We start from the raw sequence: 15,115 nt of genomic DNA on the forward strand, positions 1-15,115 counted from the left end.
GAATGATTTTTGGAGCACTCGTCCTCGATCATCTACAAAACAAGCGTAATGTGTGCGCTTAGCAATATCGATTCCGACGACTAGCGTTTTTTCGGTAACTTGATTTATCTTTTGATTTTGTTTAAAATCCATTATGAGTCCTCCTTGGTTACAAATTAGGGGTCAATTCGACGTGATTTGACACCCCGCATCATACCAAGAGGGCTTTTTCTGTTCAAGTCCCCGAAAATCCTTCTAACAGGAATGCTCCTTATTTTTAATAAATCAAAAAAAATTGATGTATAGTGCGGAAAAATTAGCAACAGCTTCCTTTTCCTGTTTTTCTAAAAATGCAGCACAATTCTTCTGATAATAATTTGTTTACTTCCGTATCATTTAAATCGTAATAACTCCATGTACCTTTTGTTTCTTTAATAACTAATTCTGCATCCAACAAAATTTTTAAGTGATAGGAAAGTTTGGATTGTGTCATTTCAAAAATATCTGTTAAGTCACATACACATGTTTTTCCCCTTTGACAAAGCTCATACATGATTTCTAATCTTTTCTCATCTGCAAGAGCTTTAAATTTTCGTTCATACTGTTTAAAAGTTGGTCTCGTAGTCATTGAAATAATTACCCCTATTAATCAATTTTTTTTGATGTATTCATTATATGCAGGCTCAACATTAAATGCAACTAATAAATCAATTTTTTTTGATTAATTATTGTTTATGTAGGCTAACAATTTAATAATACCTTTAAACTCTAAACGTGATTATCATTATTAATGAGCTAAAACATCCCGTAGCAGGCTTTTGGCAATTCTTATGATGTGGTGCAAAGTAAAAACAATCATATTTTCTGAAAAGCTCAAAGTTTATTTTGATACTATACATATCAACTGAAAGGGAAAAAGTTCATGTGGAAATCAAGGTACTGTAAAAGTTAGTGTTTTATATTAAGCAGTCAAGTTATTTGTGTGAGACGCCACTAAACCAGACTCATGCCAGCCAATTTCAGTTTAATGCGTTTACTGTTTTAGTAATGCATTCATATCTTGATTTTCCTTTTTAATTCTTCATATATGCAAGTTGCTTCTCCTCATACATCTCCTGTTTCAATAGGTCAAACTGTAGATGTCAAAAGTAGTTCCCATTCTTGTATGCCCGCTTTTGCATTGCTTTTAGCCGTATCCCTCTAGGTTTTCCAGCTAATAACGGTATAATACTTCTTGGATAAAGTGGACGGGAAAAAAATCACTGAAGTGGGCGGTGAATGCTACAAGTAAATAAGATATGATTATACCGGAAATGAAACAATTTTGACTATTCAAGCGAAAGGAGGCCGATAATAATGAGTGATTTTGGGCGTCTATTGACAGCGATGGTTACACCTTTCAATGCTGAGTTTGAAATTGATTATGAAAAGACTGAGGAATTGATTGAGCATTTAATCAAAACAGGAACTGATACGATTGTTGTCGGTGGATCTACTGGTGAGCCAGCCAGTTTATCAATGGATGAAAAGTTAAGGTTATTTAAATTTGCAGTTGAGCGAGCACAGGGGAGGGTGAAGATTATTGCGGGGACTGGGACAAACGATACTCGTTCCTCCATTCGTTTAACTCGAAAAGCGCAACAAACTGGTATTGATGGAGTTTTACTTGTTGCACCTTACTACAATAAACCATCCCAGGAAGGTTTATACCAGCATTTCAAATCTATAGCGGCGAATACTGATCTCCCAGTCGTGCTTTATAATATTCCTGGAAGGTCTGCTGTCAACATATCTACAGAAACGCTTTTGAGGCTTTCTCGTATCGAAAATATTACAGCGATAAAGGAAGCAAGTGGTGATCTTTCAAAAGTGGGTTACCTAATAGAAAACGTTCCACCGGGATTTAAAATATATTCGGGGGATGATAGTTTAGCTCTGCCAATCCTTAGTATTGGAGGATATGGAGTTATAAGTGTGGCGAGCCATATTGCCGGGTCCGAAATCAAAGGTTTGATCACGGCTTATTTGAAAGGGCGAGTGAAGGAAGCTGCGGAAACACACCGTCAATTGCTTCCAATTTTTGAGGGTCTCTTTATCGCCGCTAATCCCTCACCAGTAAAATTTGCTTTAAGTGAACATGGTATCAATGTTGGGACAGTGAGGTTACCGCTTGTTTCATTAACTGAAGGCGAGGCTAAACATATCACAGAGATCATGGGACAATTGAAAGAGGTTGGGAGGGGTATCTCCCGCTAAGAGTGATTCTCTATTAAGAAAAATTCAGGGCAAGCAAAAACAGTCTTTTCTGTTTTTGCTTGCCCTGTCCTTTTGATAGTAAGTAATAGACCTTTACGCTTAGTAATTTTAGCAGGGTACGAATGATAGATTTTTGCCTGTGAGAGGTAGATGATAACAGCAAATCCGAGAACCATCTTCACATTGAATAGTGGCATTGTTCCGTTTGTGAAGTCGATGTTTTGGTTTTTCACTGGATTTGGATTTAGCTGGCATTGGTTAACTATATCCGGCCTAGTAGCAGTTGTATGCTTGTTCATTCTAAAAATAGCTCTTATTCCTATTGGTGTTGGATATGTCATATTTGTGCTGAGGGCGGGGAATGGTTTTCTTTCCGAGCTAGCCCATAAAAATCGGTTGAGTCTAAAGAAAAATGATTGGATGGTTACGTAAGAAAAAAAAGGACTTACACTAAAAATAAGTAAATAAGCTTGGAAATTTATTTTCTGAGTAGACATGTTAATATCTGAAAACATAAACGACACAGCCACGTAACTGATAGCAAATATTTGGTAAGTGAAGCCTATCAACGGCGTAGGGACGTAGGATCGTTACGAGGTATTGATTCAATAGAACCAACATCCTGTATTAGCAAGGATAACAAGAATAGCTCATAGGAGGTCTCTTATTCATGGAAACTACACTTTATTTGACCCGTCACGGCCAAACTGAATGGAACCTAATAGATAAAATGCAAGGGCATATGGATTCCCCTCTTACAGAATTAGGTATACAACAGGCTGTATGGTTAAAGGTGCGTCTAGAAGATGTTCACTTTGATGCAATTTATTCTAGTTCAAGCTCAAGAGCAATAAACACCGCTCGAATTCTATCGAACAACCGACCAATTGAAATTCAAACAATTGATTCACTAAGAGAAATTAACCTAGGACTGTGGGAAGGTCAACAAATAGAGCATATTCAAAGAAAGTGTCCTATTCAATATGCTCAATTTTTAACCAAGCCTCATTTATACAGTCCTATTGGTCATGGGGAAAGTTATCTCGAATTACTCGAAAGAACGATTCCATTACTTGAAGACATCATTTCAAAACATAAAGGAGAACAAGTACTTATAGTCACTCACCGTATCACGTTAAAAGTGATTATGAGTTTCTTTATGAAAAAACGGTTGCATGAAATTGGAGACATGCCTGACATCTATCATACAGCATTGTGCAAGATTAGTATAAATGATGGTTCGCCAAAAGTGGTTTTGTATGATGACATCTCTCATTATCAGGAATAGATCTTACTAAACATGTCTCAATGGTGCTTGTTTTGCCATGATTTAAAAGAGGCGAGTAAATTATCCACCAGAATTGTCCAATTTACAATGCTACTGTTCCATATGAAAAGCTTCTTTCTAGGTGAACGAATGCAATTAAAGCAACAAACGAATATTTTAATGTAAATACTAACCTAAATATGTAAGGGTTTTTCATATAATCATGTTAATATATGTTTAAAAATAGATGGGAGAACGAACAATATGTTTGATGAATTGGTAGGAGAGAAAGTTCGAATTGTTCCAATGGAAAAGAATCATGTTCGAGGTCTATATGAAATCGGAAATGATCAAAAAATTTGGAATCATTTACCAAAAGCTATTTTTACACCAAATGATATGCAAGATTTTGTGGAAGAAGCATTATGCCAAAAAGAAGCGGGAACAGAATTTCCATTTATTGTGTTGCAACGTGAAAATGATAAAATTATTGGTACTACACGATTTTTTGATATTTCCATCCAAAATAAAAGTTTAGAAATAGGGTGGACTTGGTACACTCCAGCTGTATGGGGAACACATATTAATACAGAATGTAAATACTTGTTACTAAAATATTGCTTTGAAACATTGAAACTTATACGAGTTCAATTTAAAACCGATGAACGAAATATTAGGTCTCAAAAAGCAATCGAGAAAATAGGAGGCGTAAAAGAAGGGGTTTTAAGGAATCATATGATTCGTAAGGATGGAACTTTCCGTAACTCCGTATTTTATAGTGTTATTGAAAGTGATTGGATTTCAGTCAAGAATAAATTAACAAATATGTTAGAAAACCCCTCAGATTAGAATATTTGTAGGTGGATAGCAATTGAACATGCGCCTGTTAGTAATATGAGTTTATGACGTTTTTTAGCGTTATGTTGGTTGGTGCAGTCCTTATCATTCATTTTTTATATAGACAAACGATTATATGATTATTTGCTATTCCAATATCTTTATTAATACTAGGTTACGGGAACGCTTTTTCAAATGAGGTGTCTCCGCTAGTACCTAGTCTTCAAAGTAATTGGTTAACTATCCATGTCATTACAGTTGCTGCTTCAAGTGTCATTTTATCTATTGTATTTGTAACGGGTGTTATTTATTTACTATCTACACTAGATACACATAAAAAATCAAAAAGCGCAAGCAGCTTAGAAGCTGTCATGTATTTTTTAGTTGTTGTTATCGGTTTTATTTTAAGTTTATTTATAATTATTTATATTTAAATTTATTTTTAGATCCGCAGACTGTTGAGGTGAAAAATATCGAAAATGGTATAACTGAAGAAGCAACTTATACAATGCCAATTATTGTGGTGAACAAAGAGATTTTACACAATGTGCAGGCGGGTATGATTTTCGTATCGAATACAATTGATGCGAAAAAGTTAAACACGATTCTTTGGTCTTTTATCGTGGGAAGTGTTTTATATCTTCTTATCAGAATAATGACGCGTAAAAGAATAATTGAACTCTTAAAAAACAAACATTAAAAGTAAATCCTTTATGAATGGATGAAATTTCATACCGTGTTGTCTTAATCGGTTTTCCAATGTTTTCTCTAGGCGGACTATTTTTTGCTATGATTTGGGCTCAAACTGCTTGGGGAAAGTTCTGGGGATGGGACCCAAAAGAAGTTGGGGCTTTAATTACCTGGCTTTTGTATGCTGCTTTACTGCACTTACGTCTGTCTAAGGGGGGAGGACGAACGTACAGTCTGGCTTGCGATAATTGGATTTGGTACGATTATCTTTAACGGAGTGTTTGTTAATTTAGTAATCGCAGGCCTTCATTCGTATGCCTAAACTATATAGAATGTTCGCATAGGTTTTTATACGAGTATTTGAAGGTTCTCGGAATATCCAACAAGGGTAAGTGACCAAACGATAAGTGGCTAATTACTAAAAGAACACCTGCTTAACAAACTAGTCGCTCTCTGTTCAATCGTTTATATTTACAATGTTCTTACAAACCCTCCTTATATTTCAATATGTCTTACATCTTTTGATGGGCTTCTAAAACAAAATTTGATTTAAAAATTTAAGAAGATGCTGTTTATAGAATAATAAGGTCATCAAAAAGGATGAATCTCAAGTTGGATTTTCTTAAATCAGATAAAAAATCTACATGAAATCTATAATTACATTGCATTGAATAACCCTCGTCTTGGCGAATCAATATGTACTAACTACATTAAAATTGAAGATGAGGTCGCAAGCATACGGATACACCCCATGCAGAATCATATCCGTCAGATATCAAAGTGCTCCAATGAATAAAAGTCATTACTCATAAACGGTTTCTGATACTGATTGTATTATTAAACAAGACCGTAAGTGTCACAGCACTTGCGGCTTCTTTTATTTTGTATTTAATTTTATTGATATTACAAATTTGTAAAAAATTCCCAAAATAGAATAACGTAGCCTTGAACAATCAATTAATAATCCCGTGTCGGACGATTTTAACGTTAAATGTTGCATCAATCGGAGTTTCAGGGTAAATTTTTTTCCAATCGATTTTTTTCCATGTGGAATGATGATAGGCTTTGACTCTCTCTCCTAACCCTAAGGAATCATTTTTGGCTTCTTGCATTTTCGTCAACGTTTTATTCGCCAATTTACTTAATCGGCTTTCTATACGTTTAGCCAGGGCTTTCACTTCTTTTTCCTCATTTAAATGATCTAATGCATATTCATCAACCTCCACCTCAAGATCTACAATTACTTTTGCAGTAATATGCCCTTTATTTGTGTTTATATCTACTTTTCTCGTGTTTTTACGTACGGCGACGTTCACAAAATTTTTATCAGGGTCTTTTTGATCATTCCTTATCTTAAAGTTTAATGTTACGCCTTTTGTCTTTTGATCCGATAATATCAGGAATATGCCTGTTTCCTCGATATTTAATTGGCCTGTCAGACGATCACCATGAAACAAAGCCAATCCTTTTACAATTACTTCTTTTTCGTTTCTTAAGCCAACATAAGGCAGCACAAGATCTTTGCCTTTTGATAAAATAATCGGACAAGCGGTTTGCACATTTTCATTTTTGGTAACTCCTCCTTTTTCAGCACTGTCAAGAAGCTCTGAATAAACATCACTGACAAGCATAGAATTACCTGTCTTAACTGACAAGCCATCTTTTGCATTTCCGTCAAAGATAGCCAAATTGGCATTTAATGGACCTCTCAAATCCCGATAGATGGAATCCAAAGTTGAAAAAATACCTTGGGAAGCCAAGCGTTTGCCCAAAAGTATGACTTTTGCTTTGGACCTGTCAAATTTTTCGGGAATGCTTTGGTCCATATGTTTTTCGGCATCTTTGACTGTATCCCCAGTCATGGATAAAACGTTACTTTTATTTACAGGTGCATTTAGTTGGCTCGTATCACTATTATTTTTGGGAAAAGTCACAGTTTTGATTAATTTGTTGTCGTTTCCCCGGTCATATCCAATAGCTAATACTAAGCTGTGTTCTTTTAATAAGCGCTGATCCCAGCATCCAGCAAGAATGATGGATAATATGGCTGCCCAAATAAAGGTTAATCGATAATTCATCCGCTATCCCCTCGCTCTTTTTTGTTGAAAATGATGGATATAAGTAAAAATAAAATGGGTAGACCTAAAGCGAAAGTAAAAACCAGGAATTGATTATAAATCATGAATTTGGATGTTATCTCATACTTGCCATGTAAAAACATCGCTAACCCAAAGCATAGGGCTGCAGTGAGAATGACGAATTTTTTTATTTTATTTGAATTCATGGCGACCGAGAGCCCCAATGAGGAAGCGTATAACGCAGTCATAAGTGTAGTGGCAACCAAGACAATCCACATGGAGGTAAAGAGTAAATCCGGCCTTTCAATAATTCTGAAAGTAAATGCCTTTATTAGATATAAAACCGGTTCAGGTACAAGCTTAAATTCTTCCGGACTAAAAAAAAGCAAGCATGTTAAGGTCAAAAACAAATAAAAAAATGTGACAAAGATATTGGCAATCGTTGCGGCTTTTATTACTCCCTTTTTATCTGATTGAACAAAAGAATGGGTGATAAGTAATAACTCGAATCCCTGAAATGCATAAAAACAGGGGAGGATTCCTTGAATCATTGGCATGACTCCACTGGTTCCAACAGGCAAAATAAATGTAAGATTTGCATCTTTTAACGCATAAGCAGCGAAGCCTATAAATCCGATTAAAACAACAGAGGCAAGAAGAAAGAAACGAGCTATGAGCTGAAGATTTCCTATTACAATATAAACCGCAGTAACCACCATTAGTATGAGCAGCAGCCATTTTGGTGTCAGCGGCATCATCCAAGCCTTGAGGATATAGGAAAAATTCTCTAGAACCAAACTCCCGAAGTAAATAAAATATATGCTATATAAGATGACGATCGTTTTTCCGATTATGTTTCCAAAAAGAGATTGGGCAATCCCATACAAATGTTTTGAAGGAAAACGCACTATTAATGCTCCAAATAAAAGAATTGCAATTTGGATGATGACACCCGTTAGCAATATAGATATCCAACTATCCCCCTTTGCTTTTATAAAAACATCGAAAGGTAAAGAAACCACACCTACTCCTACTTGGCTGTGAATTAATAAAAATATCAACTGAAACTGAGTAATTTCTTTTTTACTGCCCATTCTTTTCCCAATCCCTTGATGCCCTTTGCTTTAACTGCTTTTGAGCTCGTACATTTTTTGAGCGGCTGTTAAGCGCCCAAACTGGAAAACGCACTATAGCATCTTTTAAATCTTTCACATCTAAAGGGGCCAGAGGAGCAATATACGGCGTCCCAAAGGAGTCCAATTTACACATATGGATGATGATCATCATCAGAACAAACACAATCCCCACAAATCCAAGGGTGGCAGCGGCAATCATGATTGGCAATGACAGAATACGGACGGTGTTTCCCATTTCATAAGAAGGGATACAAAATGACATAATCGCAGTTAAAGCAATAACAATGATCATCATGTTTGACACTAGACCAGCATTAACGACCGCATCCCCGATAATCAGGCCTCCGACTATGCCAATCGTCTGACCAATTGGGGATGGAAGCCTTATTCCCGCTTCCCGTATTAGTTCAATGGTAATTGCCATGAAAAGAGCTTCGAAAAATGGGGGAAATGGAATATTTTCAATCGAACTTTTTACAAGTGTTATCAGATCATATGGAATGATTTCAAAGTGAAAGCCGACAACAGCAATGTATGTGGCCGGAAAAGTGAGTGCCCCCCAAAAACTGAATAACCGGATCAAACGAAAAATGGATCCCCCGTAAAATCTGATATTGTAATCATCAGGCGTCTGGAAGAAGGAAAAAAACGTGACGGGTACAATCGATGCATCTGCCGAACCTTCGCTCAAAATGACTACTCGTCCCTCCATTAAATGAGCTTCAGCTCGATCAGGTCTTTCAGTAAATAGAATTTGCTGAAACGGGGAAAGCGGATAGTCTTCAATGAACTCTTCAATATATCCAGGACTGAAAACCATGTCGGTTGAGATCGATTCAATACGTTTTTGAACTTCCTCAACGACCGAAGGGTTTGCGAGCCCATTCATATAAACAATCGCTACTTTCGAATCTGTTTCCTTTCCCAATGTAAAATATTTGATCATCAGTTGGGTGTTTTTCACACGTTCCCTGATCAAGTTTAAATTGATGTTTAAATTTTCTACAAATCCTTCGTGGGACCCGCGCACAACTTTTTCATTTTCGGGCTCCTCTGGTGTCCGGACATTCACTTGAATTGTATTGGATAAAAAAAATTCAGTCCTATCCATAAAAAAAAGGGCACAGCTTCCCATCAGCAGCGCAGATACCGCCTCGTTTAAGTTGTTTGAGAATTTGAGCTCAGGGCTCGTTATGATCTCTCTGATGTTTCGAGTTCCCTCAGCTTCAGATAACGGAATGAGAATGCTTTTCTGAATTTCTTTTGTGTCAGCCATTGTCTCCAAATAGATAAGCTTACCCTTACTGCCATCGAGGGTCATATCACGCACTTTTAAATCATTCGTATAGCAAAAGGCCTCGTAAATATATTTGATATTATCCTCAAGAACAGGATGAACTGTGGCTTCAATTTCTTGGAGGGTATTCTGTTGTTCCGGAATTTGCACGATATTTTTCTGTTGTTTTTTTCGTTTTTTCTTCAATAGCTTTTGTATATTCCGAATCATGTCAGCCCTCTCCTCACAAAATTTTTATTATCTTTTCCCAATTCAGCAGGCTGCATACAAGAAATTGCAATGAATAAATATAGTTATGACACAGCAATGTTGCTTAGGAGCGGAAATATAAAAAGGATCAATTCAAAATGTAATCTTTTAAGTTATTGTAAAAATAAAACGAATGATAAAGAGACTTTTAACAATATACAGCAAGAAGAAACGGTTGAATTGAAGAAGCTAAAGTTATAGAAATTCTGGTTTGCTAAAGGATTTAATGTGGAAACAGATACAAAATCATATAGATTTGGACAAAAAGTTTTTTGACGACAATATACTTGTTATCTAAATTGTAATCGAATGGTGAGAATTAGAAGGGGAAACTATATAAAGGTAGATGATAGATCACATTTCATGTGATGAAGAAGAGACTGTTTGATAATTTTGCCCACTGATGCGACGAAATGAGTTTCGGGTCGAACTTTCGGGGGAGGTACCTGGTACCATCTTGCTTCACAGTTTAGTTTTTTATTTTGCGCTACACAGGAAAGGGAGGTATAAATCTTAACAAGAAAAATGAATGAGCGTACCAACGCCGAGGGAAATTATAAGACTTGATAGGTTTCAAAAGTATCATTTATTTTAAAGTCATTTGTGTTCATTTAAATAGATCCAATTGAAAATGATTATCATTTTTTATAATGATATTGTTAGTTTCTTACCTTAATCCAATTTTGATAATGAGGGATATTATGAATGAAATGTATTATTTGTAGGAGTTATCGACTGCATTCGAACAAGGAAAATTAATCGTAAACAATGTAGTTAAATTTGATATAAAGTTAACAGAACAAATTCCAGAGTATCAAACAGTTGTTTATCCCATTTCGAACAGGTTTGTCAATCAAGCCAGCCAAAAAAGACTAAGTAAGTTTAGTATGAAAGCAAGAGGGAAACGATTCCCGTAAACTGCTTTGGGTCAGATCAACAGAGATCTGAAATCTGCTATAGTAGTGGACTTCATCTTGGTCACGAAAGAACATATTATCGTTGCACCTTACAATTGAAAAATCCTCAATAACATCAGTTTCCGTAATAAATCGCGGGTTTTAAGCACATTAGACCGAAAATAATCCAAGACACCTCCAAAATGAAGGCTTTCTCGATTTTATTGAGGAAGCCTTCACTTATCTGTTTAGAGATCCTTTGAAGCTCTTTGCTGCAAAAAACTTCCGTATAATTACAGCTGAAATTTTAAGGGAAAATTAAGGAACGAATTTCATAATGGGTTCACCAACAACAGTAAGGAGGAATCAAAATGGAACAAACCAAACAAAATCTAATAAAAATTTTACTCATGGTAAATTTGGTGATAAGTACGTGCACAGCTGTTGGGGTAGGATATATAGCTTATAAACAAAGCACAAGCCCTGATTTTTCAGAAATGGGGCCAAGAGAGGATGGTCAGATGTTTCCGGGCAATGGTCAATTTCAACCAAATCAAGATCAATCAGACCAAACTCAATCAGGGGGAGGAGAATAGAAATTTGAAAAAGTGGATGGTGATATCAGTCATTATAGTTGTTATAGGGGGAGCGATTGCTTGGTTCTTATTAGGCAAAAAAGACGAACCCCAAGATGTTGCGGTTGCAGCACAAACAACGGTGCAAAAAGGAAAATTAGAAGTAAAAGTCAGCGGTTCAGGTTCAGTTACAGCCAAGACAGATCAAGATGTAACAGCAGAAAATACAATACTTAAAGTAGATAGCGTGAGTGTAGTACCTGGAAATACAGTAGATAAAGGAGCAACACTCGTAACGTTTAAAAATGGTGATGTTGTTACGGCACCATATGGTGGAGAAATCGTATCGGTTAGTGTTAAAAGCGGAAGTGGAGCTTCACAAGGAACCATCCTTCTTCGGATGGAAGATGAGGATGGATTCATATCACCTATAACAAGAGGAAACAGTAGTTCAGATATGGAAGTTGGTGGAAGTAGCTTGACTGTGGATACTGTCAGTGTAAAGGAAGGGGATGTGGTAAAAAAATTTTCAACGCTTGTCACTTTTACAGATGGAAGTATCATACAAGCTCCTGTAGCTGGTACAATCACAAGCCTTTCTGTTGCGAGCGGGGATTCTGTGCCAACTACTGAGACAGTTGCACATATAACAAATTTCAGCACGTTGCAAACAACTATTAGTGTTGATGAATTAGATATATCTAAAGTAAAAGAGGGTCAAACGGCTGAAATAACAGCAAGTGCATTTGAAGATGAAACATTTAATGGCAAAGTTATGAATGTAGCATCAGCAGGTACATCAAATAATGGAGTTTCTTCATTTGATGTAACGATTCAAATCACAGAGCCAAAAGGTTTGAAGATTGGTATGTCTACGGAAGCTAGTATTTTAATTGAAAGTAAAGAAAATGCACTATACGTTCCAGTTGAAGCAGTATATACAAATGGAGATGAAAAGTATGTAATCGTTCCGGAGTCTTCAGGAAAATCTACACAATCACAATCACAAAATAAAGTAACGGTAAAAACGGGTATTTCAAATGATACTTATGTAGAAATTACAAGCGGTTTAGCAGAAGGAGATACTGTGCAAATACCGAGAGTTCAATCTAGTGGTAATTCTTCTCAAGAACCTATGATGATGCCTGGCGGCGGTGACTTTCCAAATGGCAACTTCCCAGGGGGGCCTAGCGGTGACTTTGGAGGAAGAAATGGAGGCGGGCCTCCATCAGGCAGTGGACAAGGAGGAAATTAATGACTATGGCAGAGCCAATTATTCAAATAAAAAGCCTGAAGAAAGTGTATAGACTGGGTGGTGAAACAGTAGTGGCTCTTCAAAGTGTTTCTCTCGATATCCAAAAGGGCGATTTTATCTCTATTATAGGTCCGTCTGGCTCCGGAAAATCAACATTTATGAATATGATAGGTTGCTTAGATCGACCGGATTCAGGAAAATATCTATTAGATAATGAAGAAATTGGGAGAATGAAAAGTTCCCAGCTTGCGACCATTCGAAATGAAAAAATAGGTTTTATTTTTCAAAACTTCAATCTTATACCGAAGTTAACAGCATTTGAGAATGTTGAACTTCCCCTCATTTATCGAGGAAAGAAGGTTTTGGAGCGAAGAGAAACTGCATTAGAAGCATTAGAAAAAGTAGGGTTGGCAGATAGAGCCGGTCATTTGCCTTCTCAACTGTCTGGTGGGCAGCAGCAACGTGTCGCAATCGCACGAGCGTTGGTTGGACACCCTCCAATATTACTGGCAGACGAGCCCACTGGAGCACTTGACAGTGAAACAAGTAAGGAAATTTTGGCGATTATGAATTCGCTAAATGAACAGGGGCATACCATCATTCTCATTACACATGATTTAGATGTTGCCAAAAAAGCCAAACGTGTTATTCGTATTCACGATGGACAACTCTATGAAAATGGAGGTGAATGGTTTGCAAACAGTTAAAATGGCACTGAAAAGCATAAAAGCAAATAAAATCAGAGCATTCCTAACGATGCTGGGGATTATTATCGGTGTTTCCTCTGTTATAGTCATGATTGCGATAGGGCAAGGGTCAACAAAAGAAGTACAAAATCAAATTGGCAGCCTGGGTACAAATGTATTAACTGTAACAGTTACGGGTTCAGATGTGACATTTAAAGAAGAGGACGCGGAACAAATTCAGGATATTAATGGTATTGAAGAAACTGCACCAACAGTCTCAGGAAGAGTAACAGTCAAAAATGGAAAAACAACCGCCCAAGTCTCAATGATCGGAACTACTTCTTCTTATATAGGTGTCCGTGATTTACAGCTGCAATCCGGTCGCTTTCTTGCAGACTTGGACCATGATAATTATTCAAAAACTGCCGTGCTTGGCTCAGATACAGCACAAACATTATTCGGTTTAGGAGATCCAGTGGGTGAATCAGTAAAGGTGAACGGAACGTCTTATAAAGTTGTTGGAGTTCTTGAGTCAGTTGGAAGTTCATTAGGAACAAGCGGAGATAATACAATTATTGTATCTCTTAGCACAGGGCAACGTTTAGCTTCTACTACTAATATCGGGACAACATATGTGAAGATAGAAAATGAGGATATGATAAATTTCATATCAAGCCGTATCGAAAGAACGATGTATTCAATTGTGGGTGATGCGGATAGTTATAGTGTTTCAAGTCCAAAGGATTTAATGGAAACAGCATCATCTGTCAATAACACCATGACATTGATGTTAGGTGGAAGTGCGGCGATTTCTCTTATCGTTGGTGGGATTGGTATAATGAATATTATGCTTGTATCAGTTTCTGAACGTACAAAAGAAATAGGTATTAGAAAAGCAATTGGAGCAAAACGTAAAAATATTCTTCTCCAATTTCTTATTGAAGCTGTTGTAATAAGTGCATTCGGTGGGATTATTGGAGTAGGAATTGGGTTAATCAGCGCTCAAATATTTGCTTTGGCCACTAGTACAGCAATAGCATATTCCATACCTGTTATGTTGTTATCATTTGTCTTCTCTTTATTAGTTGGAGTTGTATTCGGTGTATTTCCAGCGAATAAAGCATCCATGCTTGATCCAATTCAAGCTCTTCGGTATGAATAGAAAAAACAAAGCGATTCGTTTATGCGAACGCTTTGTTTGTTTTGTTGCTATGTAAGAAAGGAGTGACATATGGTGCGTATATTAGTTGTAGAAGATAACGTAGCCTTGCTGCGATCTATTAAACAAATTTTATCTGAAGAATTTGAAGTGGATTGCGCGGAAAATGGAGAAGAAGGCCTGTTTATGGCCATGCAAGATATATATGATTTGATTGTCCTTGATGTTATGCTTCCGGGAATGAACGGATTTGAGGTTATACAGAAGATACGCGGGGAGCGCATTCAGACGCCTGTTTTGTTTTTGACTGCAAAAGATTCATTAGAAGACCGGGTCAGAGGATTGGACTTTGGAGGAGATGATTACCTGATTAAGCCATTTCAAGCACCGGAACTTGAAGCGCGTATTCGGGCGTTGTTAAGAAGGAGCGGCAGTCTAACGACAAATCAAACGATTCAATATCGAGGGATTGAACTATATGGAAAAGAAAAAGCTATTTTATTAGACGGCCATCCTGTGAAGTTAACGTTAAAACAGTATGAAATGCTGGAATATATGATTCAAAATAAAGGTATAATTTTGACGAAAGAGCAGCTTTATGATCGAGTCTGGGGATTCGATTCTGACACAACTATCGGCATAGTAGAAGTATTTGTCCATCATCTTCGTAAAAAGATGGAACCGTTCGGATATCATAAGGATATCCAAACGGTACGTGGTATTGGATATATGCTAAAGAAACAGTAGGGGAGAAG

At 36.8% G+C, this 15,115-nt stretch carries 13 protein-coding genes and 2 pseudogenes; 9 read left to right on the forward strand and 6 right to left on the reverse strand.

What is annotated here, in order from left to right:
• Nucleotides 1–132 (reverse strand): annotated as a pseudogene (locus H9631_RS17070) (IS110 family transposase); the annotation flags it as partial.
• Nucleotides 133–295: 163 nt separating this feature from the next.
• Complete coding sequence (arsR, locus tag H9631_RS17075; protein WP_191814936.1) at nt 296–607, reverse strand: arsenical resistance operon transcriptional regulator ArsR; 312 nt, start codon at nt 605–607, stop codon at nt 296–298.
• A gap of 728 nt (nt 608–1,335) precedes the next feature.
• Between arsR and dapA the strand changes: the two genes are divergently transcribed.
• Nucleotides 1,336–2,235 carry a 4-hydroxy-tetrahydrodipicolinate synthase gene (gene dapA / locus H9631_RS17080; RefSeq protein WP_191814937.1) on the forward strand — a complete coding sequence of 300 codons (900 nt, stop codon included), beginning with the start codon at nt 1,336–1,338 and terminating at the stop codon, nt 2,233–2,235.
• Here the strand turns inward: dapA and H9631_RS17085 are convergent.
• Complete coding sequence (locus H9631_RS17085) at nt 2,232–2,750, reverse strand: hypothetical protein (RefSeq protein ID WP_191814939.1); 519 nt, start codon at nt 2,748–2,750, stop codon at nt 2,232–2,234. The genes dapA and H9631_RS17085 overlap by 4 nt on opposite strands.
• A 155-nt stretch (nt 2,751–2,905) precedes the next feature.
• Between H9631_RS17085 and H9631_RS17090 the strand changes: the two genes are divergently transcribed.
• From H9631_RS17090 to ccsB, 3 genes and pseudogenes are all read left to right on the forward strand, one after another.
• Nucleotides 2,906–3,523 (forward strand): histidine phosphatase family protein, encoded by a 618-nt coding sequence (locus H9631_RS17090; RefSeq protein ID WP_191814941.1) that lies wholly within the window; start codon nt 2,906–2,908, stop codon nt 3,521–3,523.
• A gap of 243 nt (nt 3,524–3,766) precedes the next feature.
• A complete protein-coding gene (locus tag H9631_RS17095; RefSeq protein WP_191814943.1) occupies nt 3,767–4,351 on the forward strand; it encodes a GNAT family N-acetyltransferase in 585 nt (194 codons plus the stop codon).
• A 3-nt stretch (nt 4,352–4,354) separates the two neighbouring features.
• A pseudogene (gene ccsB, locus H9631_RS22985) lies at nt 4,355–5,351 on the forward strand (c-type cytochrome biogenesis protein CcsB); the annotation flags it as partial.
• 631 nt (nt 5,352–5,982) lie between these two features.
• Here ccsB and H9631_RS17110 read toward each other — a convergent pair.
• Genes H9631_RS17110 through H9631_RS17120 form a run of 3 tightly spaced genes read right to left on the reverse strand, consistent with a single transcriptional unit; the run spans nt 5,983 to nt 9,750 of the window.
• Nucleotides 5,983–7,107, reverse strand: coding sequence for a Ger(x)C family spore germination protein (locus tag H9631_RS17110; RefSeq protein WP_191814945.1), 1,125 nt, complete (start codon nt 7,105–7,107; stop codon nt 5,983–5,985).
• Nucleotides 7,104–8,201: a GerAB/ArcD/ProY family transporter gene (locus tag H9631_RS17115; protein ID WP_191814946.1), complete on the reverse strand. Its 1,098-nt coding sequence runs from the start codon at nt 8,199–8,201 to the stop codon at nt 7,104–7,106. Before H9631_RS17115 ends, H9631_RS17110 begins: the two co-directional genes overlap by 4 nt.
• Nucleotides 8,191–9,750, reverse strand: coding sequence for a spore germination protein (locus H9631_RS17120; protein WP_191814948.1), 1,560 nt, complete (start codon nt 9,748–9,750; stop codon nt 8,191–8,193). The genes H9631_RS17115 and H9631_RS17120 overlap by 11 nt, the downstream gene beginning before the upstream one ends.
• Nucleotides 9,751–11,056: 1,306 nt before the next feature.
• On the opposite strand from H9631_RS17120, the gene H9631_RS17125 reads away from it, so the two are divergent.
• The 5 genes from H9631_RS17125 (at nt 11,057) to H9631_RS17145 (ending at nt 15,107) form a co-directional block, all read left to right on the forward strand.
• Nucleotides 11,057–11,281, forward strand: coding sequence for a hypothetical protein (locus H9631_RS17125; RefSeq protein ID WP_191814950.1), 225 nt, complete (start codon nt 11,057–11,059; stop codon nt 11,279–11,281).
• 4 nt (nt 11,282–11,285) lie between these two features.
• Nucleotides 11,286–12,515: an efflux RND transporter periplasmic adaptor subunit gene (locus H9631_RS17130; protein WP_191814952.1), complete on the forward strand. Its 1,230-nt coding sequence runs from the start codon at nt 11,286–11,288 to the stop codon at nt 12,513–12,515.
• A 5-nt stretch (nt 12,516–12,520) separates the two neighbouring features.
• The gene (locus H9631_RS17135; RefSeq protein WP_225221126.1) at nt 12,521–13,222 is read left to right on the forward strand and encodes an ABC transporter ATP-binding protein; all 702 of its coding nucleotides are present in this window, start codon (nt 12,521–12,523) and stop codon (nt 13,220–13,222) included.
• On the forward strand, nt 13,209–14,363 hold the full coding sequence (locus H9631_RS17140; RefSeq protein ID WP_404801754.1) for an ABC transporter permease: 1,155 nt from the start codon (nt 13,209–13,211) through the stop codon (nt 14,361–14,363). The genes H9631_RS17135 and H9631_RS17140 overlap by 14 nt, the downstream gene beginning before the upstream one ends.
• Nucleotides 14,364–14,435: 72 nt before the next feature.
• On the forward strand, nt 14,436–15,107 hold the full coding sequence (locus H9631_RS17145) for a response regulator transcription factor (RefSeq protein WP_191815012.1): 672 nt from the start codon (nt 14,436–14,438) through the stop codon (nt 15,105–15,107).
• Nucleotides 15,108–15,115 lie beyond the last annotated feature (8 nt).

It is taken from the genome of Bacillus norwichensis (genome assembly GCF_014836955.1).
Taxonomy (GTDB): Bacteria; Bacillota; Bacilli; order Bacillales; family Bacillaceae_C; genus Siminovitchia; species Siminovitchia norwichensis.